Here is a 22680-nt window from a genome sequence, read left to right on the forward strand (position 1 = left end):
GTCGCCGCCGCAAATGCTTGAGTTCACGAGGGAAGGTGATGGGTGCGCAGGATGTGCTTCTGCGCCTTTCCGGATGCAGTGCGCGGGATCGCCTCGAGGAAGACGACGCGGGCCGGCCGCTTGTAGGCGGCAAGCCGCTCGGCGCAATGGAGGAGGATCTCCTCATCCGTCGCATCCGCGACCGCAGCCACGACGAAGGCGATGCCACATTCTCCCCACTTCGGATCCGGCGCCCCGACGACCGCGACATCCAGAACCTTCGGATGGGCGCCGATCACTGCTTCCACTTCGGCGGGGAAGACGTTCTCGCCACCGCTGATATACATGTCCTTCAGCCGGTCGGGCACGTAGATGACGCCACCCGGACCGCGGCGGCCGAGATCGCCGCTACGATACCAGCCGTCGACGAAGGCGCGCGCGGTCTCCTCCGGCTTGTTCCAGTAGCCGGGGGTCACGGAGGGGCCGCTGAGCCATATTTCCCCGACCTCGCCGTCGGCCACGTCCCGACCGTCCTCGCCGACGAGGCGGATGGCGAGCATCGGCGCCGGAAAGCCGACGCTGCCGGGGAAGGTCGCCACCATCTCGCGATCGAGCGGCATGTGGATCGCGGTCCCCGCCTCGCTCATGCCGTAACCGTTGACGAGCGGGATGCCGTCCTCGAGGAAGGTCTCGATCAGCGCCGGAGAGAGCGGTGCCCCGCCGATGAAGATCGCCTGGAGGGCCTTCAGCGCGGCGGCGTTCCAGTTCGGCGAGGCACGCAGCGCCGCCGCCATCTGCGGCACGGCGAAGTAGTGGCTCACGCAAAGGGAAGGATCGCCGAGCGTTGCAAGCGTCCGTTCGGGCAGGAACCGGTCGGAGATCACCAGCCGTCCGCCCATCATCAGCGTCGTGCGGGCGATCGCGACGAGACCGATCGTATGGAAGAGCGGCAGGTCGAGAAGCGCGACCGAGTGTGCCGTCACTTCCCCGACCAGTGCGAAATTGAGCGCCGCGGCGAAGGCGTTGCGGCGCGTCACGACGACGCCCTTCGGCGCCCCGGTCGTGCCGGAGGTGTAGAGCATGATGCAGGGCCCGTCGGCGACGGGCGCTTCCGGCTCGGCGCGCGGGTTCTCGGCGATGAGCGCGAGCAAGCCATCCTCGCCGTCGACGGGCAGCAGCGGCGGAAGCGGATCGGCGATCTCGCCGATCGTACCGGCAAACTCGGCCGCGTGGACGATGAGGGAAGGTCGGCAATCCTCGACGATCTGTCCGATCTCGACGGGGCCGAGCCGCCAGTTGAGAGGAACGAAGACATAGCCGGCACGCTGGCAGGCGAGGCAGGTTGCGACCTGAACGATCGAATTGCGCCCGAGATATGCGATGCGAGGATGAGGCTCCGGCACCGCGACCTTCAGCAGCAGGACCGCGGCGATCCGCGCGATCAGGTCGTCGAGCTCCGCATAGGTCAGCGAACGACCGGTCTCTACCTCGTAGACTGCTGGCCGAGCCGGCCCTACAAGGGCACGGTAGCCGACCGGATCGCCGAGCGCGAAAGTGGTGTCCGTCGACGCGGCGACGAAAGCGTGCTGCAGCATGTTCTCCTCCCGGGTCCGCACTCCCATACGAACCAAAATAGTATGTAGTACATATTATATAAACCGGTCGCCGACACAAGTGGAAAATGATAGGAGTGCCGCGATCGTAGACTTTGCGGGAGACCGGTGTGGCAGACGAGGGAAATCTGGAGGCGGAAAAGGACCCTACGTCCAATATCGGCAACGCTTCGGCCGGGCCGTCACTGGACATGGGCTGCCTGACGCGGGTCCTCGGCTTCCACCTCAGGATGGCGAATGTCGCGATCTTCCAGGACTATCAGCAGACAATGGCCGGTCTTTCGCTGACGCCTAAACAGTTCACCGTGCTGGAACTCGTCGGGTGCAATCCCGGTGTCGTGCAGATCGATATCGCCGAGCTTCTCAGCATGGACAAGGCGACGACGATGGCGCTCGTAGACCGGCTGGAGGCGCGCAGCCTTCTCGAACGACGCCCCTCCCGGACCGACCGGCGCCGCAAGGAACTCTTCCTCACCGAGGAAGGCAAAAAGGTGTTGCAGGAAGCGCGCGAACTCATCGCCTTGCACGAGAAGCGCTTCACCTCCCGCTTTTCCGAGGCGGAACTCAAATCCTTCGTCGAGCAGTTGCGGCGGATCTACCGACCTTTGCCGGACTGACGTGGCCGACCACGCCCTCGACACCCGGATGCGCATCGAAAGAGCGCTTTGCGGAGGAGCAAGCTGCATGTTTTCCGCGCCGATTGCGGCAAGAGCCGCCGGCGAATGCCGCAATCGGTCATTGCACAGGAATTCCTTAAAAACTATATGCATAGTATAGTTCTTCGATGGCGAGCTCCGTTCGTCGCCACCTCTCAGGATGGAATCTCTGGAATGCTGACCAAGAAGGGCAAATATGGGCTGAAGGCGCTCGTCGATCTCGCGCGTCTCGGCCCCGGTGAGACCGCATTCGTCACCGAGGTGGCGGCCCGCAACAACATTCCGAAAAAATTCCTCGACACCATCCTGCTCGAATTGCGCAACAACGGCATGCTGCGTTCGAAGAAGGGGCCGAACGGCGGCTACGCCCTCTCGAAGCCGGCCTCGGAGATCCGCATCGGCGCGGTGATCCGCGCCCTCGACGGCCCACTTGCCCCGATCCGTTGCGCCAGCCGCACGGCCTTCGAGGCCTGCGACGACTGCGACGACCCGGTGAGCTGTCAGGTACGCATCTCGATGACGGAAGTTCGCGACGCGATTGCGGCGATCCTTGACAACATGACCCTTGCCGAATTCGTCGCCAAGGGCGAGGACCTGCTCGCCGACGCGCCGGCGCTCAGCTGATCCAAGGCTTCTGGGCGGCGTCCTGCGATGTCAGCGTCCGCCAAACAGCACCGAATTCCCCACAGCGCGTAGCGCCGCACGGTCCTCCCCCGAGGGACAGGGCAGACCTGTCTCGCGGATAACGACGTCGAGTATGGTCGAGACGCGGCACGCCTCCTCGATCGCCTGTGTCGTCGGGCTCACCTGTGCGCGATCGAACAGCGCGCCGCAGCGATGCGCAATGCCCCGCAGGGTCTCGATGCGCACCGCCAGCAGGCCAGCGCGTTCGGCCCGGTCGACCACATCATCCGCGCCTTGATCCGGCGAGATCAGGGCCGAGAGTTCGCTCTCGCATCGGCCGAGCACCGTCGCCGCCGTCAGCAGGCGTGAAAGCGCCGTCGAGAGCAAAAGCGCGTCCTGCTGGAGCGCCAACATCGCATCGACATGCGGCGCTGATGTCTTTCCGATAAAAGCCCCGAGAGGCGAGCGTTCGACATCCTCCCGAACAGTGCCGGTTCGCGCGAGCATCATTGCGACGGGACTGTCCTGAAGGCTCTGCAGGCAGATGATCCGCCAGTCGGGCGGCAGCGCGGCCGCCTCCTCCGCCTTTCCGATTTCGACTGTCACGTCGGTCAGCTGGACTTGCAGGTCGGTCGGCAGTCTTGCGAGCGCAAAACGCTGGCCCTGGCGGGCACGATCGAAGACAGCCCGCCGCTGATCTTCCGTACCGCCGCCGCGCAGCAATTCGAGCGCGGCAAAATGGGCGGTGAGGGCTGTCGCCGCCTCGGCGGATGCCCGGGCGAAGGCAGAAACGATCTCCGCCAGGACGACATTGGAGACGTCGATACCGCCCAGTTCCGCGGGCACCGAAATCGCCAGCAAGCCTGAACGTGCAAGCCACTCGCCGACGGCATCCGGGGAGATGACGGCAAAGATCTCGGTCGCCTTGGCGGCGACGGAAAGCGCCTCCTCTTCAGAGGTGATACGGGCCGGAAGTCCGCGCCCGTGTACCCCGAGATGCGTGATGGTTGCCATGGCTTCCGCTCCCAGCGTTCCCAAGGGATATCATGCACATCGGTTCGAGCGGAGGACAACGCCGACTGGACGACTCCGGAACCCGACCTTCGGCACCAAAGCCATGCAAGGCCAACATTTCGGCTGCAAGACCTGGCGTCCAAGGACGTTCCTGGCGGCCGCGAACGATGCATTCGGGATACCCACAGGCATGGAACCATCCTCCTGTTCGCTCTCGTCAGAGACCAGCGAGTGTCACAGCGAATGAAGCGTCCGTCAAGGATTTCTACTAAATCTGTGCATTTAAAGGACTTTGCGCCGCCTGCTCAGCCGTTGAAGACGCTGCTCTCGGGGATCGGGACATAGCGGCCGGCGCAATATCCGAGCGACTGACCGCCGCGGCTGCGGATCGCGGCCACTTTCCCGATGACCAGTACGTGACCATGGCGCGGCAAAACCTCTTCGACGACACAGTCGACCGCGGCAATCGCGTCGTCGAGAACCGGCGCACCACTCGCAAGTCGCGTCCATTCCGCTCCGCGGTAGCGCTCCGGACCCTTCAGCCCCCCGCGACCGGCGAACTGGTTGGCCAGAGCCTGATGGTGCGGACCGACGAGGTTCACGCAGAAATGGCCGTAGCGCTCGACCACCGGCCAGGTCGAAGACGTGTGATTGAGAGAGACGAGCATTCGCGGCGGGTCGACGGAGAGACCCGTCGCGGAGGTTACGGTGGCGCCGGTACGGTCGTCGCCCTCGCCTGCGGTGATGATCGTCACCCCGCCCGCCAGCAGACGCAGAGCCGATCTGAGACCCTCTGCATCGGGCGGGCTGTCCAGCAGCGGAGGTGTCAGATCGAGGACACCGAATGCCGGGGATGACAGTTCCTTGCTCATGCTTCGATCCTTTCCCATACGGATTTCAAAAGCTTGGGGTCATTCTTGGCGAAACCGGGCCGGAACTGTAGACATCGCTTTCTATTTTACATATAATTTATAGAAAATATCGTTAGCGCAACGCGAGAATCGGAAGGAGAAGGTGATGCTGCAGCTTTCCTCTGCGATCGGAGCGCGGACCGCGCCCGTCTTTCATCGCTGCCGCGTGGTGGTGATTGGTGGCGGCTTTTCCGGCGCCTCGGTCGCCCGGCAGCTCGCCCTCTGCGACGGCGTCGAGAAGGACGGCGTCGTGATCTTCGAACCGCGCAAGCGGATCGGCGCCGGACTTGCCTACGACACGACGGACCCGTCGCTCCGGCTCAACGTTGCAGCCCACAGGATGCGTGCGCTCCCCGGTCGGCCGGAGGCCTTCGCAGAGTGGCACGCAAGAACCGGCCGCCTTGCGGCCGATCCCCGGGCGGTCGCCGGCGAACACGTCTTCGCACGTCGTGGCGACTTCGGCGAGTTCATGGCCACGCAGATGGCGCCACTCATCGAACAGGAGAGGATCGTCCACCGCCGCGAGCAGGTGGTGCACGTGACGCGGCGGGCCGACCTCTGGCTCGTCACCGGCGAGGCCGGCTCCTCCGTCCTTGCCGACGAGCTGATCATTGCGACAGGTCAGCCCGGACCGCGAGCGCCCAAGGCCATCGCATCCGCGCTCAATGGTCATCCCCGCCTGGTGGCAGACGGCCTCAAAGGCGAATGGCTATCCCACGTGCGCACAAATGATCGTGTGCTCGTCTTCGGCGCCGGCCTGACCGCAGCGGACGTCGTCGGACAACTTGCGGGCCGCGGCCACGCAGGCGTGATCACCCTGCTCTCTCGGTCGGGCCTGCTGCCGCAAGTGCAGTCCGTCTCGGACGTCGAACCCTTCGGCGATTTCTCGGTGTTCTCCCCACGGAGCGGACGGCAACTGCTGCAGCGTGTGCGCGCAACCGTCGCCGAGGCCGAGAGCCAGGGGCTTTCCTGGCAGAGCGTGTTCGATGCTCTCCGCCAGCAGGGGCAAACAATCTGGGCCGGCCTTCCGCTCGAAGAGCAGGCGCGTCTGTTGCGCCACCTGAAGCGCCAGTTCGAGACCCGCCGCTACCGGCTGCCACCCCAGAACGCCAGGATCATGCACGACCGTTTCGAGGCCGGACTGCTCCGCCACCGGGCCGGCCGCATCTGTCGGATCGAGCGTAGCCGCCACGAGATCTCGGTCGACGTGATCAAGAAACCCGCGGGCACGGTCGAGCGACTGGTCACCGACTGGGCCGTGGTCGCAACCGGTCCGGATTTCGGTTCGGTCATCACCTCGCAGCCGTGGCTTGCAGAACTCGAACGCCTGGGGTTTGTGGCGACCGACCCCCTCGGCCTCGGGATCGCCTGCGATCGGACAAGCAGGGCGATCGGTCGCGACGGCTATCCTATCGACAGCCTGTTCATCGCCGGGCCGCTCGCCCGCGGCACCTTCGGTGAACTGACCGGCGCGCCGGAAATCGCCACCCAAGCCGACCAGATCGCCCGCACGATCATCGCCCGCCGGACCTCGGCTCGCACGACCTGCGACCTCGTCTGACGTCAACCCGAACGCAGGGAGATGAACCGATGCCTGCGATGCGAGGCGCTCACGCCTCGCCGAGAATGGCCTCGAGCAGCTGCCGCTCGTAACCGGCAAGCTCCGGATCACCGTGATGGCGGGGATGTTCCGTCTCAATCGCGAGGTCGAGCGACACACGCCCCTGATCGAGAACGATCACCCGGTCGGCCAGGTGGACGGCCTCGCTGACATCGTGAGTGACGAGCACGGCGGTAAAGCCGAGTTCACGACGGACGCGGCTCACCAGCTGCTGCATGGTTATGCGCGTGAGAGCGTCGAGAGCACCGAGCGGTTCGTCCAGCGCCAGCAGTCCCGGACGGCTCACCAGGGCGCGGGCGAGCGCCACGCGCTGGCGCTGTCCTCCCGAGAGAAGGGCCGGCCATTGTTCGGCCTTGTCGGCGAGCTGCACGTCGCGCAGCGCATTCGCCGCCTCGCGACGCGCCTCCGAACTGGGAACGCCGTCTCGCAGCCCGACGGCGACATTGTCGATGACGCTCGCCCAGGGAAGGAGCCGTGGCTCCTGGAACACGATGCGGGTGTTCGCCGCGGCCGCACCGTTTCCGTCGCGGATCGCAATCGCGCCACTGGTCGGCCGGTCCAGGCCCACCAGCAGGCGAAGCAACGTGCTCTTGCCGCAGCCGCTCTTGCCGACGATGGCCAGGAACTGGCCTGCCGGAACTTCGAGGTCGACGCCCCTCAGCACGTGATTGTCGCCAAAACGCTTGTCGACATGCGTGAGCGAAATCGAGACCGGTCCGGAAGGCACCGGAGGAGCGGGAGCGATATCCGTCCCCCGTCCCGCGGCGACATCCCGCCCTGACGGGCCGTGATGAAGGCTTGCTGTATGGCGGATCATGTCGGTATCCTCACTTCTGATAGGCGGGGTTCCATGCCAGCATCCGTCGCTCGAGCGTGCGCGCGATCTGGTCGGCAAGCTTGCCGAGCGCGGCGTAGATCAGCAGGGAAAGGATCACCACGTCGGTCATCATGAACTCCCTCGCCTCGTTCGCCATATGGCCGATACCCGAGGATGCCGCGATCGATTCCGACACGATGAGCGTCAGCCACATGATCCCGAGCGCATAGCGCAATCCGACGAAAATCGAGGGCAGCGCTCCCGGCAGGATGACACGACGGAACAGCGTCCAGCCGCTCATGCCGTAGATGCGGCCCATCTCCAGAAGGTCACGATCAACACTGCGCACCCCGTGGAAGGTGTTGAGATAGACGGGAAACAGAACCCCGAGCGAGGTGAGAAAGAGCTTCGATTCCTCGCCGATGCCGAACCAGAGGATGACGAGCGGAATCATCGCAAGATGAGGGATGGTGCGCAACATCTGCAGCGTCGTATCCGTCAACTGCTCAGCAAGCCTGGAGACGCCGTTCGCGATGCCGAGGGCGAGCCCGATCGCGCCCCCGACCAGCAGGCCGGCAAGCGCCCGCGCGCCGGAGACCGCGATGTCGTGGACGAGCGCGCCGCTTGCCAGATGGTCTACGAACGCGAACGCGACATCGGTCGGAGCCGGCATCACGCGGGCCGATATCCAGCCGGCCGAGGAGAGAATCTGCCAGACGAGGAGAACGAGGCCGGGAACGGCGAAGGGCAGCAGGCTGCCCGTATCGATCCGCAACCGCGCCCGCCCGGCGCCTGCGAGACGGCTACGTGTGATCACGCTACTCGTCGGAATGTCAAACGCGGTCATATCGCTTTCCTTTCTTCTCGAAGCCTTGCCGCGCGGACGAAACCGCACGGCGTCCTCCTTGGGCCTTAGGAGCCGGAAACGACCCGAAGATTGCCGCCGTGGCCACCGCCGCCGAAGAGTGGCCGGTCGCCGAAGGACGAACGGATCTGGTTACGCGGGCCGCCGAGGCCGATTTCCGGGAAAAGCAGCTCGGAGACGCGATAAGCCTCCTCGAGATGCGGATACCCCGAGGCGACGACGGTATCGATGCCGAGCGCCTGGTATTCCCTGAGGCGGGCGGCCACCGTCTTCGGAGAGCCGACCAGCGCCGTACCCGCACCGGAGCGCACGAGACCGATGCCGGCCCAAAGGTTCGGCGAGACCTCGAGCTTGTCGCGCCGGCCGTTGTGGAGCGCGATCATGCGGGTCTGGCCGACGGAATCGGAGGTTCTGGCGAAGGATTCCTGTGCGGCAGCGATCGTCTCGTCGGAGAGCCTCGAGATCAGTCGGTCCGCAGCCTCCCATGCCTCCTCGTCGGTTTCCCGGACGATGAAGTGGAGACGGATGCCGAAGCCGACGTCGCGACCTTTTGCAGCCGCGGCCCTGCGGACCGTGGCGATCTTCTCCGCGACCTGTTCCGGCGGCTCTCCCCAGGTGAGATACTTGTCGACGAAACCGGCGGAGAACTGGATCGCGGCATCCGACGAGCCGCCGAAATAGAGCGGTGGACGCGGCGTCTGCACCGGCGGAAAGCCGAGCCTTGCCCCGATCGCCTTGATGTACTGTCCGTCGAGGTCGGCGCTACCCGTCTCGATCAGTTCGTTGAAGACCCGGAAGAACTCGTCCGCATGGGCATAGCGCTCGTCATGCGGCAGGAAAATGCCGTCGCCCGCAAGCTCCTGCGGATTGCCGCCGACAACGATATTGAGCAACAGTCGCCCGTTCGACACACGGTCGAGAGTCGCGGCGAGACGGGCGTAATAGGCAGGTGAGGCAGTGCCGGGGCGGATCGCCACCAGGAATTTCAGCTTCTCAGTGTGCGCAGCCAGATTGGCGGCGAGCACGAAGGACTCCTCGCAGGCGACCCCGGTCGGGATCAGCACGCCCGAATAGCCGAGACGGTCGGCGGCGGTGGCGATCTCGCGGAAATAGCCGGGATCGGCGGGGCGGCTCAGCGTGTCCGAGCCGATATAGGTGCCGTCGCCCGATGTCGGGATGAACCAGAGGAAATCGAGCGGCTTCTGGGTGTGGGTCATGGCAATATCCTTTCCGTGAACACAATGTCAGCTGGCTTTCGGGCGCCAGACGATGTCGGTGATGGCGAGCTTTTTCGGCAGGATGCCGAGGTCGTGGAATTCGTCGGCGAGCGCCTGCTGATAGGCAACCGCCTCGTCCCCGAGCGTCTGGACCTTGCCGAGATCGGCGCCGCGGCGGGTGAGCACGGTACGGGTGACCGGCTCCGGCACGCCGGTGATCTCGGCGATCGCAGGGATGGTCTGGTCGAGGTTCGCCTGAGCCCAGACGCCGGTCCTGGCGAGCTCGTCGAGCACTTCGACGATTACCTCGGACTGATCACGAACGAAGTCGCCGTTGCCGAGAAAGAAAGACCAACTGTCGACGATGCCTTCCGCCGTCGTCAGCACGCGGGTGTCCGGGTCGGCTTCGGCGATCGCGAAATAGGGGTCCCAGATCGACCAGGCGTCGATCCCGCCCGTCTTGAAGGCGGCGGCGGCATCCGGAGGCGTGAGATCCAGAGCCTCGATATCGGCGACCGAAAGTCCCGCCTTGCGCAACGCCTTCACCGTGAAATTGTGGGCGCTCGACCCGCGCTTGAAGGCGACCTTCCGGCCCTTCAGGTCCCCGATCGCCTGGATCGGTGACTGCTTGTGAACGAGGATGGCGGAGCCTGCCGCCGTTCCCTTGTAGGTGCCGACATAGACGAGATTGCCGCCGGCGGCCTGGGCGAAAAGCGGCGGGACGTCCCCGGTCGGGCCGAAATCGAGCGCGCCGGCGCCCAGCGCTTCGAGAAGCGGCGGGCCGGAGGTGAATTCCGACCAGCTCACCGTGATGCCGCGGGGCGCAAGTCGCTTCTCGATGGCCCCCGTGCGCTTGGCGAGCGCCAGCACGCCGTTCTTCTGCCAGCCGATGCGAAAATTGCCAGACGCGGCGGCAGTCCGGATATTCGGCATGGCGAGCGCCGCCGCGGAAGCACCGAGAAGTGCGAGGCCTTGTCTTCTTGTAATCATCATGAACCTCCGGGTAGGGCGCAGCTCCCGCGCCGTTCGATGATGTCAGATGATAATATTTTCTATAGTTTCAGTAAGAAATAAAGTTGCGCCAGGCACGGACAAAGGGGATTATCCATCGCGACCGACGGCGGATCATGGATTCATCGCGTTCGATGCCGGAGCCACGCGGGGCGACGCGCCACCGCGCACTGCAATTGAAACGACCAGACCTTCCGCAACGACAACGCCTGAAATCCATGGTCGGCATCGGCTGTCCGCACAGCGATCGAGCATATTGGACATTTCCGGCTAATTCGGAGTCGTTCTGACGGAGCGAATCTGCCGGAAATGCTCATTGATCGGCAAGTGTCTCGAAGAAGAGCCTGACCGCAAAAGTCTACCGGACAAGATGCACGAACGTCCGGACTCATCCCCGTCTCGTCTCCCCCTCGACGGAACCGGCGTGACCGAAGGTCGCCATGCGCGCGAGACACGGGAATACGATTTGAAACATCAATAGATTGGTAGTAGACATGAAACACCAAGGCTGAAACATGAGAAGCGATGGCGGAACCGTGATTACATCCGCTCAATTGCGAGCCGCCAGGGCTCTTCTCGGAATTGACCAGCGCAAACTGGCCGGCCTCGTCGGTGTGTCCGTCCCGACGATCCAGCGAATGGAAGCAAGCCCCCACGTCATCCGCGGCAATGTCGACTCGCTGATGCGGCTCCTGCGCGCTCTCGACGATGCCGGAATCGCCTTGATCGACGACGGAGAGGCGAGCGAGGGGGGCGGTCGCGGCGTGCGGTTGAAGGCGCCGCCGTCCCGCGGAACAACCGAAGAGGCAGCAAGCACCCCAGGTGCGGGGGAACCGTCATGACCCCCGTCCAGGTCGTCCTCGTCTCGGTCGGCGCCTATCTGGGCACAGCAGTGCTCGGGGCGGCCGCGGGACGGAGAGCCTGGGCAACATCCCTCGTCTACGCGCTCGCCTTTTGCGTTTCCGCGGTGGTCGTCGCGACCGCAGTCTCGCATCTGCTTGGCGCGGCAACAGGCGGCACGGCGTCCGAGGTGGCGCTGCCGCTCGGGCTTCCCTGGCTCGGATCGCATCTCCGGCTCGACGCGCTCTCGGCCTTTTTTCTTTCTGTCGTCGGGCTCGGCGGCGCGCTCGCGAGCCTCTACGGCCTCGGCTACGGGCACCATGAAGAGGCACCGCAGCGCGTGCTTCCCTTCTTTCCCGCCTTCCTCGCCGGCATGACCCTCGTGATCCTCGCGGCCGACGCCTTCACCTTCCTCATCTCCTGGGAATTCATGTCGCTCGCCTCCTGGGCGCTGGTGATGGCGCACCACCATGAGGCCGCCAATCGCAAGGCGGGCTATATCTACATCGTCATGGCGAGCTTCGGCACGCTCGCACTGCTGCTCGCGTTCGGCCTACTGGCGGGGTCGGACGGCAATTATGCCTTCGCCGCGATCCGCGCCGCAGAGCATACGCCGCTCGTTGCTGGAAGTGTGCTCGTGCTTCTTCTTCTCGGCGCCGGTTCGAAGGCGGGCCTCGTGCCGCTGCATGTCTGGCTGCCGCTCGCCCATCCGGCAGCACCCAGCCACGTTTCGGCGCTGATGAGCGGCGTCATGACCAAGGTCGCCATCTACGGCTTCGTCCGCATCGTCTTCGACCTTCTGGGACAGCCCGCACCCTGGCAGGGCATTTTGGTCCTGGTGATCGGCGGAGCAACCGCCAGCCTCGGCATTCTCCATGCCCTGATGGAACGGGATCTCAAGCGCCTGCTCGCCTACAGCACGATCGAGAACATCGGCATCATTTTCGTGAGCCTCGGACTGACGCTCGCCTTTGCGGCAAACGGCATGACGGGCCCGGCGGCGCTCGCCTTCACGGCCGCGCTTTTCCATGTCCTCAACCACTCCTTCTTCAAGAGCCTGCTCTTTTTCGGCGCCGGCGCCGTGCTGAGCGCGACCGGCGAGCGCGATATGGAAAAGCTCGGCGGTCTGATCCACCGCATGCCGGTCACCAGCTTCGCCTTCCTCGTCGGCAGCGTGGCGATCTCGGCGCTGCCGCCGTTCAACGGCTTCGCCTCGGAATGGCTGGCCTTCCAGGCGGTTCTGCAAAGCCCCGATCTGCCGCAATGGGGCCTGAAGATCATCGTGCCGGCGATCGGCGGGCTCTTGGCGCTCTCGGCAGCCCTTGCCGCCACCTGCTTCGTCAAGGCGTTCGGCGTGACCTTCCTCGGGCGCCCGCGCACGGCGATCGCCTCCGTGGCGGCCGAGGTCGATCGCTTTTCGCTTGCCGCGATGCTGGTGCTTGCAGCACTCTGCCTCCTCGCCGGTATCCTGCCGGGCCTCGTCATGGATAGCCTCGCCCCGGTCGCGCTCGCGCTTCTCGGCGACCGCCTGCCTGTCCAGGCCGGTATTGCCTGGCTGTCGATCGTGCCGATCACCGAAACCCACAGCTCCTATAACGGCCTGCTGGTCTTCCTCTTCATCGCCTTCTCGGCCTCGGTTGCCGCCTTCCTCGTCCATCATCTCGGCTCGCGGGCGCTCCGGCGGGCGCCGGCATGGGACTGCGGCTTCCCCGAGCCGAGCCCGATGACGCAGTATTCGGCGGGCAGTTTCGCGCAACCGATCCGCCGCGTGTTCGGCACGCTGGTCTTCCGCGCCCGCGAGCAGGTCGACATGCCCGCCCCCGGTGAACTGCGGCCGGCGCGACTGACGGTCACGACCCGCGACCTGATCTGGGATTGGCTCTATGCGCCGTTGACCGGTGCGGTCGGCTACATCGCGGAGAAGCTCAATCACCTGCAATTCCTGACGATCCGGCGCTATCTCAGTCTCGTCTTCGTCGCCCTCATCCTCCTGCTTCTGGTGGTGGCGCTATGGACGTAATTTCCTCCTTCCTCATCCAGTCCCTGCAGATGGCGATGGTCATATCGCTGGCGCCCTTGCTCACCGGCTTCGTGCGCAAGGTGAAGGCGCGGCTGCTGCGCCGCCGCGGACCTTCGGTGTTCCAGCCCTACCGCGACCTCGCACGGCTCTTCCGCAAGGAAGCGATCGTGGCGGAAAACGCCTCATGGCTCTTCCGGGTCGCGCCTTATCTCATCTTCGCGGCGACCTGGGTTGCGGCCGCGATCGTCCCGACCTTTGCGACGGGGCTCATCTTCAGCTGGACGGCGGACCTGATTGCGATCGTCGCCCTCCTCGGCAGCGCGCGCTTCTTTCTCGCTCTGGCCGGCATGGATGTCGGCACGAGTTTCGGCGGGATCGGATCGAGTCGCGAGATGATGATCGCAACCCTTGCCGAGCCGGCAATGCTGCTCATCATCTTTTCACTGGCGCTCGTCGCCGGCTCGACGCAGCTTTCCAGCATCGCCGCCTTCGTCAATTCGCCGGAGGTCGGCCTGCGCGTCTCGCTCGGCATCGCCCTCGTCGCGATCGTCATGGTAGCGATCGCGGAGAATGCACGCATCCCCGTCGACAATCCCGCGACCCACCTCGAGCTCACCATGGTGCACGAGGCGATGGTGCTCGAATATTCCGGCCGGCATCTGGCAATGATCGAACTTGCCGCCTCTTTGAAGCTCCTGCTTTACGTCTCGCTGATCGCCTGCATCTTCGTGCCCTTCCAGCTTGCCGGCCCCGGCGACGCACCGGCCGCCTACGTAACAGCGGCACTCGCCTATCCCGTCAAGCTCGCCGTCGCCGGCATTCTGCTCGCCGTCTTCGAGACGGCGACCGCCAAGATGCGGATCTTCCGCGTTCCGGAATTCCTCGGCGCAGCCCTTATGCTCGGCCTGCTCGCGACCCTTCTGCGCTTCGTATCGAGGAGCTTGTGATGCACGGTCTCGTCTTCGACATAGCGCACCTTCTGGCCGGCGGCCTCGTCGTCGTCAGCATGATGATGCTCTATCAGGATCGGCTTTACGCGCTCCTCAACGTCTTTGCGCTGCATTCGCTGGTGCTGACCCTTTCGGTCGCCTGGCAGGCCTATATCCAGGATGCGCCACACCTCTATGTGACGGCGGCGATCGCGCTCATCTTCAAGGCGATCGTCATTCCGGTCGTCTTGCACCGGATGATCCGCCAGCTCGGCATTCACCGCGAAATCGAGACCGTCGTCGGTATCGGGCCGACCATGCTCGCCGGCATCGGGCTCGTCGCGCTCGCCATGGTGGTCATGCTCAGGGTTACCCCCGGTGCCAATCCGCTGGTGCGCGAAGACCTCGCCTTCGCGCTCTCGGTGCTGCTGATCAGCCTGCTGGTGATGGTGACGCGGCGTAACGCGGTGAGCCAGGTGGTCGGATTCATGTCGCTCGAAAACAGCCTCGTGCTGGCCGCGACCGGTGCCAAGGGCATGCCGCTCGTCGTCGAGATCAGCGTGGCCTTCTCGATCCTGATCGCCTTCATCGTCATCGGCGTCTTCCTCTTCCGCATTCGCGAGCGTTTCGACACCGTCGACGTCGCAGCCCTCGACGACTTCAAGGGGAGGATGCGCAAATGAACGCGCTCTCACCCCTCCTCGCCTTCGACGCCGAGCGTGTTGTCCTCGTGATCCCGATCGTCGCGGCCGTGGTGCTCGCCGTCCTGCCCGGCTACCGCCTCACCGCGCGGCTCAACGTGGTCGCGAGCCTGCTCACGCTGCTGGCGGCGCTTTCGCTCCTTGTCACCCCGCGGCCCGAGGCCGGGCAGTATCTCCTCGTCGACGACCTCAACATCGTCTTCATCGTGCTCAACACCTTCGTCGGTTTCACGACCAGCGTGTTCAGTGCGAGCTACATCGCCCATGAACTGGAGATCGGTCGGCTGACACCGGCAAACCTGCGGTTCTACCACGCGATGTACCAGATCATGATGTTCGGCATGAATCTCGCCTTCGTGTCGAACAATATCGGCCTGATGTGGGTGGCAGTCGAACTTGCGACGCTGACCACCGTGCTGATGGTCGGGATCTACCGGACCCACGAGGCGCTCGAGGCGGCATGGAAATACTTCATTCTCGGCAGCGTCGGGATCGCCTTCGCCCTTTTCGGGACGATCCTCGTCTATCTGGCGGCGCAGCCCGTGGTCGGGGAAGGCTATGACGCCATGGTCTGGACGATCCTGATCCAGCACGCCGCTGCCTTCGACCCGGCGCTTCTCAACATCGCCTTCGTCTTCCTCTTTCTCGGCTACGGCACCAAGGTGGGGCTCGCCCCCCTGCACGCCTGGTTGCCGGATGCCCATGCGGAGGGGCCGACACCGATTTCGGCAGTGCTTTCCGGCCTGTTGCTGAATGTCGCGCTCTATGCGGTGCTGCGCTTCAAGATGCTGCTTTCGGCAAGTCCCGAGGCGCTGGCGCCCGGACCGCTGATGATGACGATGGGGCTCGCCTCGCTGATCTTCGCCGGCTTCATGCTCTACCGTCGCCGCGACATCAAGCGCATGTTCGCATATTCCTCGATCGAGCACATGGGCATCATCGTCTTCGCCTTCGGGCTCGGCGGGCCGCTCGCGAACTTCGCCGGTCTCCTGCACATGGTCATGCATTCGCTGACCAAATCGGCGATCTTCTTCGCCGTCGGCCACATCTCGCAGATCAAGGGGACGCAGCGGCTTTCGGCAATCCGCGGGCTGACCGAGACGCATCCGGGCCTCGGCTGGGGACTGCTCGCCGGGGTCGTGGCGATCGCCGGCCTGCCGCCCGGCGGCATCTTCATGAGCGAGTTCCTCATCGTGAGTTCGGCCTTCTCCAGGCAGCCCGTGCTCGGCGTCCTGCTGGTGTTCGGGCTTCTCGTCGCCTTCGGCGCGCTCCTCCTGCGGCTGACCGGTGCGGCCTTCGGCCGGCCGCGCGGCAGCACGGCGCCGGCGGAAGCCTCCTACCTGCCGATGTATGCTCATCTCGCGCTCGTACTGATCGCCGGGATTTACCTGCCGCCGCCGCTGGTCGCCTGGTTCCAGCACATCGCAAACCTTCTTCGCTGACGGGAGGGAGATCGTGACGACACTCGCCGAATTCCTCCTCGAAGGCCGAATGGTCGAACAACATCGCCCGTTCGCACGGGCTGTCGTCGATGAAGCGGGCTGGAACGCCGCGGCCGAGGCGCTCGCCGCGGGACGCTGGACGCTCGTCGGCCTCTGGGGCGAGGCGAAGGCCGTGCACATGGCGCTCTTCGAGGAACCGGGAACAATCGGCGTTGTGAGCCTCGAAGGCGTGACCGGCAGCTATCCTTCCGTCGCGCGCCACCATCCGCCGGCGATGCGACTCGAACGCACGATCCGCGACCTTTTCGGACTGGAACCGGCCGGACTTCCCGATCCGCGGCCGTGGTTCGACCATGGGCGCTGGGGCGTCCGCGCTCCCCTCGGCGAAGCGGGGCCGGCGGTCGACACCGGCCGCGCCTACGCTTTCCTGCCGGCGGAGGGCGAAGGCCTGCATCAGATCCCCGTCGGTCCCGTCCATGCCGGCATCATCGAGCCGGGACATTTCCGGTTTACCGCGAACGGCGAAACGATCGTCCGGCTGGAGGCGCGGCTCGGTTATGTCCACAAAGGCATCGAGGGGTTGATGGCGGGCGCCGATATTGGCCGCGCGGCGCAGCTTGGCGGACGGACCTCCGGCGACAGCACGGTCGCCTACAGTCTTGCCTTCGCGCGCGCCGTCGAGGCGGCGATCGGTTTCGAGGCTCCGCCGCGGGCCGTCTGGCTGCGCGCGCTGATGGCCGAACTCGAACGGCTGGCGAACCATCTGGGCGACATCGGGGCGATCTGCAACGACGCGGCCTTCGCGTTGATGCTCGCCCATTGCGGCGTGCTGCGCGAGACGGTGCTGCGCGCCGCCGAGACCGCCTTCGGCCACCGGCTGATGCGCGACCGCATCGTGCCGGGCGGCGTGACCGCCGACCTCGAAGGCGACGGGATTACCGCAATCCGGGCGCTCGTCACCAAGGTCCGCCGGCGCTTCCCGCATCTCGTCGAACTTTATGACAACACCGCCTCGCTGCAGGACCGGACGGTGACGACCGGCATCCTGAAGCCGGAACTGGCGCGACAGTTCGGCGCCGGTGGCTATGTGGGACGCGCCTCGGGACGCGGCTTCGACGCGCGCCAGGTGCTGCGCTACGCGCCCTATGACCGGCTCATTTTCGACGTCCCGGTCTTTGCCGAGGGCGACGTCAACGCGCGGGTCTGGGTACGCATCCGCGAAGTAGAGCAGAGCCTTTCCATGGTCGAGCAACTGCTCGACCCTCTGCCCGATGGACCGATCGCGGTTCCCGTGCCGGACCTCGGCATGACTTGCGAGGGCGCGGCCCTCGTCGAGGGTTTTCGCGGCGACATTTTCGTCTGGCTGCGGCTTTCGGCGAACGGCACGATCGAACGGTGCCACCTGCGTGACCCGTCCTGGTTCCAGTGGCCGCTGCTGGAGGTCGCAATCGAAGGCAACATCGTCGCCGACTTCCCGCTCTGCAACAAGTCCTTCAACTGCTCCTATTCGGGCCACGATCTCTAGGGAGGGATGGAAGCCATGCGCAAACTTCTCTTCGAGAGCCTCCTGCGGAAACCGCTAACCGAGAAGGGCCCGGCACCTTCGGATGCCGCAGTCGAAGAGCTTGCCCGTGCCGTCGAGAAGGCGGCGCGCCGCAGGCTCGGACGCAGCCTATCGATCCGCGAGGTCGACGCCGGATCCTGCAACGGCTGCGAGCTCGAAATCCACGCGCTCAACAACGCCTTCTACGATGTCGAGCGTTTCGGTATCCGCTTCGTCGCCTCGCCGCGCCACGCCGACGTGCTGCTCGTCACCGGCCCGGTGACCAAAAACATGCGCGAGGCGCTGGAACGGACCTATGCCGCAACGCCCGCCCCCAAATGGGTGGTCGCCGTCGGTGATTGCGCCCGCGATGGCGGCTGCTTTGCCGGAAGCTATGCGGTGACGGGCGGCGTCTCCGACATCGTTCCGGTCGACCTTCACATTCCCGGCTGCCCGCCCTCGCCCACCCGCCTCCTCGAGGGCTTGCTGGCTCTCCTCGAACGGGTGGACGGAAGGAACGGGACCTCCGCGGCACATTCCTAAGACGCGACAATCGGCAAGCGGCCGCCTTCCTCGAACGCTGGCCTACGTCCGTTCCTCGTCGCCGTTCAGGGGTGCGAGAAGCTTCAGAACCAGGTCCCGCAGCCAGCGGTGGGTCGGGTGATTGGTGTTGCGCCGGTGCCAGATCATGCAGATCAGAACCGGGTTGATCGGCATGGGTGGCGTGTAGATAGCGAGGCCCAGACGGGGCGCCACCTTGCGCGCGAGCTGCTCCGGCAAGAGCGCGACGAGGTCGCTGCCCGCGACCGCATTAGTGACCCCTCCGAAGACCGGCATGGTCATGACGACACGCCGTTCCCGCCCGACCCGTGCCAGCGCCGCATCGCCCATGGCCTTGAGTTTGCCTTCGGGCGAGAACACCACGTGGCCGAGATCGCAGAAGAGATCGATCGGCACGATCTCGCCTTCCCGGACTTCAGCCCGGCCGAGCCGCGGATGTCCTCTGCGCGCAATCATCACGAAGCGGGAGCGGAAGGCCGGCGCGTAGTCGGTCCAGGTCGGAAAGTCGATCTTCGGCACGAAGGCGAGGTCTATCCCATGCCTTTCGAGGGTCCCGACGTAATTGTCAGGCACCAGATCGACGAGTTGCACCTGGATCTTCGGCGCCAGCCGCGAGAGCGCGTTTGCAAGCGAGGGCATCAGCATTTCCGCAAAGAAATCCGAGCCGGAGATCTTGAAGCTCTGCTCGGCCTTCGCCGGATCAAAACTCTCAGGCCCGGCAAGGAGCGCCTCGACATCCTCCAGAATGCGACGGAGAGGGAACTCGAGACTTCTTGCATATTCCGTCGGAACGAGACGCTGCCCCTCTCGCACGAAGAGTGGATCGTTCAGGGCATGGCGAAGACGGCCGAGCGCCGAGGAGACGGCCGGCTGCGAAAGGCCGATGCGTTCGCCGGCCTTCACGGTCGATTGCTCGTGCAACAGGGCGTCGAGCACCCGCAGAAGATTGAGGTCGAAGCTCAATAAATTCATTCAACGAATTTATTCAATAACGACTATCGATTTCAATTATAGATTCCGATCTGGCACGCTTCCCCGCATTAATCACGACGGCGGGAGGCTTCGATGATTGCGCGTCCGGTACCCTACAGCGTCCAGTGGCTCGGTACGACCTACAGGATTTCCCTGACGGCGGAGCAGACGCAGGCGCGCGTCGGCATCTTCGAGAGCCTCGACCAGCCGGGCTATGGCCCTCCCCGCCACATCCATAATCGCGAGGACGAGACCTTTCACATCCAGTCCGGCGAAGTGGAGTTCTGGATGGATGGCCAAAGACGACTGGAGGGTCCGGGCAGCGTCGTCTTCGTTCCGCGCGGAACGGAGCACACGTTCCGGGTTGTCGGCGATCTGCCGACACGAATGCTTACGATCATGACCCCCGGCGGCTTCGAAGGTTTCTTTGCCGAAATGGCCGAACACAATTGCCGTATCCCCGAAGACATGGATCAGGTCACCGCGATCGGCGCGCGTTTCGGCCTGACATTCACCGGGCCGCCGCTCGGCGCGGCCTGATCCCATCATCGCGAACAGGAGCAACGGACATGCGTGGCATCTCCTTCTGGTTTTTCATGACGGCGATCGTCTACGTGACGCTCGGAATGATCTGGGGCATCGTCATGGCCGCGACCGGCGACCACAGGCTGGCGGCAGCCCACGCCCACCTCAATCTCGTCGGCTGGGTGACGCTCGCCCTCTTCGGCATCTACTATCACCTCGTTCCCGCGGCCGGCGAACATCTACTGGCAAAGGTGCATTTCGCCGTGGCCACCGCCGGCGTGGTGTTGATCGTTCCGGGCATAGCCATGGCCCTTACGGGTGCAGGCGAATTGCTGGCCAAGGTCGGTTCGGTTCTCACCCTTGCATCGATGCTCCTGTTTGCCGTGGTGGTCTTCCGTAGCCGCAAGACGGCGAACACGCCCGAAGGGAGGACAGTCGAACAAGGACTCGTGCAATCCGCCTGACGTGACGGGCAACGAGCTATCCTGTTGAACGATGGAGGGACAGATGGTTCTCCGACCGATAGGAGGTGCCGAAGGACAGGTTGAAGGCCGCGCCGATCGCGGTGGGCCGATCGGGCGCGTCGAGGATCGTGTTCCCGATCCCGATCGGTCGCAACGAGGGCTGCTCCTGCATGGCGGCGCGTTCGACATCGACCACTTCCTGGCCGATCCCGAGACCTATAAGGCGATCCACGAGATCGTTCGGGAAGGCCCGTCGGCTGGCGAGTTCAGGATGAAGGGTCCGGTATGGACGCTGATCCTCGATCACGACCAGACGACGAAGCTGAGCCAGGTTCTCATCGAGGTAGGAGGACCGCTTCTTGCGGCAGCCGGCGTCGCCGCTCCGGTGATTGCCGGCGCCCTCTTCGCCTCCATCGTCTACATCAACTTCGTGGATCGGCTCGGCGGCAACAATGGCGTGGAGATCAACGGCGTCGTGGGCGTCCAGGGGATCCTTGTTCATCCCCGCCTCATGGGCGGCCGGTTCGAACTCCTCGCCGACAGCGCAAGGATCGGCGTCGCCGGGGTCACCATCACCGCCTGGCTCGTCGCGGCCATCGCGAAGTCACCGGCTCTGGCGACCGCGCTGCAATTTGCGCCCCTGGCGGCGATCGCCAATGCGGTTTCGATCGGAACGCCGCTCGGCCTTGCTATCGGCGCGGCACTGGGCCTGGCGCTCGAAGGCGAGCCCGACCCCGACACTTTCGGCCCCGTGGTCGCAAACCGCAACCAGGTCGGTGAATGGGAAGCGTTCGAGATCGGAACCTGCCGTGACAGCAGCGAGGTTTCGCTGATGTCGCACATGGGCCATTTCTCGGCCGTCGATGGAGGTGGAAAGGGCGTCTACGCAAACCGCCCGGACGTCGGAGCGTGGGAGCGCTGGGGATTGATCAAGCATGGGGACGGGACAGTGAGTTTTCTGACGGCCAACGGGCACCTGCTGACCGCCGAGTCGGGAGGCGGGCGAGAATGCAACGCAAATCGCACCACGATCGGCCCCTGGGAGAAGTTCCATATGGAGCCCCTCGCCGGCGGCAAGTTTGCGCTCAGGACCTTCACCACCGGCCATTACGTCTGCGTGGAGCCACGGTGACTCCGACCGCCAGCGGCCATCCATTGCAGACATCGCTCGCGCTGTCGGCGCCTCGCTAGGAGATGACGATCTCGCCGTTGCAGTCATAGGCGAGGGCGTAGAAGCCGGCGGACTGCCAAGCTTGATATTCCGGCGCACCTATTCCTACTGCCGTTCTATCGATAACGGAGGCTTGCCCGACTTTGGTCGCATTCAAACCGTCAATACCAGAGTTATACTCCCGATTATAAGCATCCATTGAAAGGACAGCCATTAGTAGTTCGGTAGAAATCGTCATTTGTAAAGCTCCGTCGAAAAAGCACCGGGAGTTAAATACTGAATGTCAGGATCAGTCGCATTCTCGCGAAGAAGTGGCGTATTTGGAATTAGAGTTGGACGCTCGCGCCCTATCGCAGCGAGCCACTCCAGCACCGTCTCCACCCGCCCCTCAGTCACCGGCTCATCGGTGATCGACAGGGTGATGGCATTGAGCCTGTAGTCGGGGCCGAAGCTGGCCGTGAGATCACCGGGATCAACGCGGCGGAGGCTGGTCGGGTTATGGATGTCGTCGAAAGTGACCAGCAGAGGATAGTACTCGCGCTGGAGGTCACGCGACCCGCGCATTCGTTCAAGCCGGTCATAGGCGGCGGTGGCCTCCGCTTTAGTCCGGGGCTGCTCACCGTTCGGAATGAAGGTCTCGCGCGCGGTCTCGTAACTGTAGTCCTTCAACAGTGCGAATAGGTAGCGACCGTTCCCCAGATCGACCGTCACGGACTCTCCGGACAGGCTACCGCCGCCCGCACCCTTGAAATCGCCAAGGCCCCACCAGCTTGGCGTAGCGTAGACATTGACGCTGACCACCGAGCTGCCGGTCTTCATCCCCTCGGGTGTCATCACCGACACAGTCAGCTTCTGCCGCCACTGCCACTCGTGGAAGCCGAGCATGTCACATCCCGAAAGGGCAGCGACGACAATCAGGCTGAGCGCCGACTGCAGATTTCTTGTTATGCATCTCATGCTGGGCACCTACGCGACATGAATGATCATCCCCGCCCAATGGGGTCGAGAGTGATTCTGCGCCACCACGGATGAGCCGGATTGGCCGTATCCGTTGTCTACTTCGTATCTCCTTCATTGTCGGAGGCGAGGAAAACGCCGCCGGCCACCGACGTAATGCCACGAGAGAGGCCAACGGCCACAACCACTGGCAGCACGCTAGACACGTGTCACCGTTGATACAAGCC

General features: G+C 64.6%; 23 protein-coding genes. 13 read left to right on the top strand and 10 right to left on the bottom strand.

The annotated features are described in order from the left end of the window. Window positions 1-23: 23 nt before the first annotated feature. Complete coding sequence (locus DFR48_RS14835; RefSeq protein WP_425359259.1) at window positions 24-1571, bottom strand: AMP-binding protein; 1548 nt, start codon at window positions 1569-1571, stop codon at window positions 24-26. Window positions 1572-1702: 131 nt separating this feature from the next. Here DFR48_RS14835 and DFR48_RS14840 point away from each other — a divergent pair, with 131 nt between their 5' ends. Beyond that, entirely contained in the window at window positions 1703-2209 is a 507-nt protein-coding gene (locus DFR48_RS14840; RefSeq protein WP_245415621.1) for a MarR family winged helix-turn-helix transcriptional regulator, read from the top strand. A gap of 213 nt (window positions 2210-2422) precedes the next feature. Next, window positions 2423-2872 (top strand): RrF2 family transcriptional regulator, encoded by a 450-nt coding sequence (locus DFR48_RS14845; protein ID WP_114363927.1) that lies wholly within the window; start codon window positions 2423-2425, stop codon window positions 2870-2872. Between the two features lie 30 nt (window positions 2873-2902). Here DFR48_RS14845 and DFR48_RS14850 read toward each other — a convergent pair whose 3' ends face one another. Continuing rightward, on the bottom strand, window positions 2903-3886 hold the full coding sequence (locus DFR48_RS14850; protein WP_114363928.1) for an acyl-CoA dehydrogenase family protein: 984 nt from the start codon (window positions 3884-3886) through the stop codon (window positions 2903-2905). A gap of 305 nt (window positions 3887-4191) precedes the next feature. Next, window positions 4192-4758: a flavin reductase family protein gene (locus DFR48_RS14855; RefSeq protein WP_114363929.1), complete on the bottom strand. Its 567-nt coding sequence runs from the start codon at window positions 4756-4758 to the stop codon at window positions 4192-4194. Between the two features lie 145 nt (window positions 4759-4903). On the opposite strand from DFR48_RS14855, the gene DFR48_RS14860 reads away from it, so the two are divergent. Beyond that, on the top strand, window positions 4904-6358 hold the full coding sequence (locus DFR48_RS14860; RefSeq protein ID WP_114363930.1) for an FAD/NAD(P)-binding protein: 1455 nt from the start codon (window positions 4904-4906) through the stop codon (window positions 6356-6358). A 49-nt stretch (window positions 6359-6407) separates the two neighbouring features. Here DFR48_RS14860 and DFR48_RS14865 read toward each other — a convergent pair whose 3' ends face one another. The 4 genes from DFR48_RS14865 to DFR48_RS14880 form a co-directional block, all read right to left on the bottom strand. Further along, window positions 6408-7235, bottom strand: a complete 828-nt coding sequence (locus DFR48_RS14865; RefSeq protein WP_114363931.1) for an ABC transporter ATP-binding protein — start codon at window positions 7233-7235, stop codon at window positions 6408-6410. A gap of 10 nt (window positions 7236-7245) precedes the next feature. Beyond that, window positions 7246-8082: an ABC transporter permease subunit gene (locus tag DFR48_RS14870; RefSeq protein WP_114363932.1), complete on the bottom strand. Its 837-nt coding sequence runs from the start codon at window positions 8080-8082 to the stop codon at window positions 7246-7248. Between the two features lie 65 nt (window positions 8083-8147). Next, the gene (gene ssuD, locus DFR48_RS14875) at window positions 8148-9317 is read right to left on the bottom strand and encodes an FMNH2-dependent alkanesulfonate monooxygenase (protein WP_114363933.1); all 1170 of its coding nucleotides are present in this window, start codon (window positions 9315-9317) and stop codon (window positions 8148-8150) included. Window positions 9318-9344: 27 nt separating this feature from the next. Continuing rightward, on the bottom strand, window positions 9345-10307 hold the full coding sequence (locus DFR48_RS14880) for an aliphatic sulfonate ABC transporter substrate-binding protein (RefSeq protein ID WP_114363934.1): 963 nt from the start codon (window positions 10305-10307) through the stop codon (window positions 9345-9347). A gap of 557 nt (window positions 10308-10864) precedes the next feature. Between DFR48_RS14880 and DFR48_RS14885 the strand changes: the two genes are divergently transcribed. From DFR48_RS14885 to DFR48_RS14915, 7 genes are read left to right on the top strand one after another with little or no spacing between them, the layout of a single operon-like run. Further along, the gene (locus tag DFR48_RS14885) at window positions 10865-11170 is read left to right on the top strand and encodes a helix-turn-helix domain-containing protein (RefSeq protein WP_245415622.1); all 306 of its coding nucleotides are present in this window, start codon (window positions 10865-10867) and stop codon (window positions 11168-11170) included. Further along, window positions 11167-13188, top strand: a complete 2022-nt coding sequence (gene hyfB, locus DFR48_RS14890; protein ID WP_114363936.1) for a hydrogenase 4 subunit B — start codon at window positions 11167-11169, stop codon at window positions 13186-13188. Before DFR48_RS14885 ends, hyfB begins: the two co-directional genes overlap by 4 nt. Continuing rightward, a complete protein-coding gene (locus DFR48_RS14895; RefSeq protein WP_114363937.1) occupies window positions 13179-14135 on the top strand; it encodes a respiratory chain complex I subunit 1 family protein in 957 nt (318 codons plus the stop codon). The genes hyfB and DFR48_RS14895 overlap by 10 nt, the downstream gene beginning before the upstream one ends. After that, complete coding sequence (locus DFR48_RS14900; RefSeq protein ID WP_114363938.1) at window positions 14135-14800, top strand: hydrogenase-4 component E; 666 nt, start codon at window positions 14135-14137, stop codon at window positions 14798-14800. The genes DFR48_RS14895 and DFR48_RS14900 overlap by 1 nt, the downstream gene beginning before the upstream one ends. Continuing rightward, window positions 14797-16260: a hydrogenase 4 subunit F gene (locus DFR48_RS14905; protein ID WP_114363939.1), complete on the top strand. Its 1464-nt coding sequence runs from the start codon at window positions 14797-14799 to the stop codon at window positions 16258-16260. The genes DFR48_RS14900 and DFR48_RS14905 overlap by 4 nt, the downstream gene beginning before the upstream one ends. A gap of 13 nt (window positions 16261-16273) precedes the next feature. Further along, window positions 16274-17785: a hydrogenase large subunit gene (locus DFR48_RS14910; RefSeq protein WP_114363940.1), complete on the top strand. Its 1512-nt coding sequence runs from the start codon at window positions 16274-16276 to the stop codon at window positions 17783-17785. A 15-nt stretch (window positions 17786-17800) separates the two neighbouring features. Next, window positions 17801-18346 carry an NADH-quinone oxidoreductase subunit B family protein gene (locus DFR48_RS14915; RefSeq protein WP_114364168.1) on the top strand — a complete coding sequence of 182 codons (546 nt, stop codon included), beginning with the start codon at window positions 17801-17803 and terminating at the stop codon, window positions 18344-18346. A gap of 42 nt (window positions 18347-18388) precedes the next feature. Here DFR48_RS14915 and DFR48_RS14920 read toward each other — a convergent pair whose 3' ends face one another. Then, on the bottom strand, window positions 18389-19336 hold the full coding sequence (locus DFR48_RS14920; protein ID WP_114363941.1) for a LysR family transcriptional regulator: 948 nt from the start codon (window positions 19334-19336) through the stop codon (window positions 18389-18391). 93 nt (window positions 19337-19429) lie between these two features. Here DFR48_RS14920 and DFR48_RS14925 point away from each other — a divergent pair, with 93 nt between their 5' ends. From DFR48_RS14925 to DFR48_RS14935, 3 genes are read left to right on the top strand one after another with little or no spacing between them, the layout of a single operon-like run. Beyond that, window positions 19430-19876, top strand: coding sequence for a cupin domain-containing protein (locus DFR48_RS14925; protein ID WP_114363942.1), 447 nt, complete (start codon window positions 19430-19432; stop codon window positions 19874-19876). 29 nt (window positions 19877-19905) lie between these two features. Further along, the gene (locus DFR48_RS14930; RefSeq protein ID WP_114363943.1) at window positions 19906-20325 is read left to right on the top strand and encodes a hypothetical protein; all 420 of its coding nucleotides are present in this window, start codon (window positions 19906-19908) and stop codon (window positions 20323-20325) included. Window positions 20326-20368: 43 nt separating this feature from the next. Continuing rightward, entirely contained in the window at window positions 20369-21457 is a 1089-nt protein-coding gene (locus DFR48_RS14935) for a fascin domain-containing protein (RefSeq protein WP_114363944.1), read from the top strand. A 55-nt stretch (window positions 21458-21512) separates the two neighbouring features. On the opposite strand, the gene DFR48_RS14940 is transcribed toward DFR48_RS14935, so the two are convergent. Then, entirely contained in the window at window positions 21513-21734 is a 222-nt protein-coding gene (locus DFR48_RS14940) for a hypothetical protein (RefSeq protein ID WP_114363945.1), read from the bottom strand. Further along, window positions 21731-22381, bottom strand: coding sequence for a hypothetical protein (locus tag DFR48_RS14945; RefSeq protein ID WP_147273550.1), 651 nt, complete (start codon window positions 22379-22381; stop codon window positions 21731-21733). Before DFR48_RS14945 ends, DFR48_RS14940 begins: the two co-directional genes overlap by 4 nt. Window positions 22382-22680 lie beyond the last annotated feature (299 nt).

It is taken from the genome of Ciceribacter lividus, assembly GCF_003337715.1.
GTDB classification, from domain to species: Bacteria; Pseudomonadota; Alphaproteobacteria; order Rhizobiales; family Rhizobiaceae; genus Allorhizobium; species Allorhizobium lividum.

Coding starts and splice junctions, on each gene's coding strand:
- DFR48_RS14845 (WP_114363927.1), top strand. CDS start 2,423: ATGCTGACCAAGAAGGGCAAATATGGGCTGAAGGCGCTCGTCGATCTC.
- DFR48_RS14850 (WP_114363928.1), bottom strand. CDS start 3,886: ATGGCAACCATCACGCATCTCGGGGTACACGGGCGCGGACTTCCGGCC.
- DFR48_RS14855 (WP_114363929.1), bottom strand. CDS start 4,758: ATGAGCAAGGAACTGTCATCCCCGGCATTCGGTGTCCTCGATCTGACA.
- DFR48_RS14860 (WP_114363930.1), top strand. CDS start 4,904: ATGCTGCAGCTTTCCTCTGCGATCGGAGCGCGGACCGCGCCCGTCTTT.
- DFR48_RS14865 (WP_114363931.1), bottom strand. CDS start 7,235: ATGATCCGCCATACAGCAAGCCTTCATCACGGCCCGTCAGGGCGGGAT.
- DFR48_RS14870 (WP_114363932.1), bottom strand. CDS start 8,082: ATGACCGCGTTTGACATTCCGACGAGTAGCGTGATCACACGTAGCCGT.
- ssuD (WP_114363933.1), bottom strand. CDS start 9,317: ATGACCCACACCCAGAAGCCGCTCGATTTCCTCTGGTTCATCCCGACA.
- DFR48_RS14880 (WP_114363934.1), bottom strand. CDS start 10,307: ATGATTACAAGAAGACAAGGCCTCGCACTTCTCGGTGCTTCCGCGGCG.
- hyfB (WP_114363936.1), top strand. CDS start 11,167: ATGACCCCCGTCCAGGTCGTCCTCGTCTCGGTCGGCGCCTATCTGGGC.
- DFR48_RS14895 (WP_114363937.1), top strand. CDS start 13,179: ATGGACGTAATTTCCTCCTTCCTCATCCAGTCCCTGCAGATGGCGATG.
- DFR48_RS14900 (WP_114363938.1), top strand. CDS start 14,135: ATGCACGGTCTCGTCTTCGACATAGCGCACCTTCTGGCCGGCGGCCTC.
- DFR48_RS14905 (WP_114363939.1), top strand. CDS start 14,797: ATGAACGCGCTCTCACCCCTCCTCGCCTTCGACGCCGAGCGTGTTGTC.
- DFR48_RS14915 (WP_114364168.1), top strand. CDS start 17,801: ATGCGCAAACTTCTCTTCGAGAGCCTCCTGCGGAAACCGCTAACCGAG.
- DFR48_RS14920 (WP_114363941.1), bottom strand. CDS start 19,336: ATGAATTTATTGAGCTTCGACCTCAATCTTCTGCGGGTGCTCGACGCC.
- DFR48_RS14925 (WP_114363942.1), top strand. CDS start 19,430: ATGATTGCGCGTCCGGTACCCTACAGCGTCCAGTGGCTCGGTACGACC.
- DFR48_RS14930 (WP_114363943.1), top strand. CDS start 19,906: ATGCGTGGCATCTCCTTCTGGTTTTTCATGACGGCGATCGTCTACGTG.
- DFR48_RS14935 (WP_114363944.1), top strand. CDS start 20,369: ATGGTTCTCCGACCGATAGGAGGTGCCGAAGGACAGGTTGAAGGCCGC.
- DFR48_RS14940 (WP_114363945.1), bottom strand. CDS start 21,734: ATGACGATTTCTACCGAACTACTAATGGCTGTCCTTTCAATGGATGCT.
- DFR48_RS14945 (WP_147273550.1), bottom strand. CDS start 22,381: ATGCTCGGCTTCCACGAGTGGCAGTGGCGGCAGAAGCTGACTGTGTCG.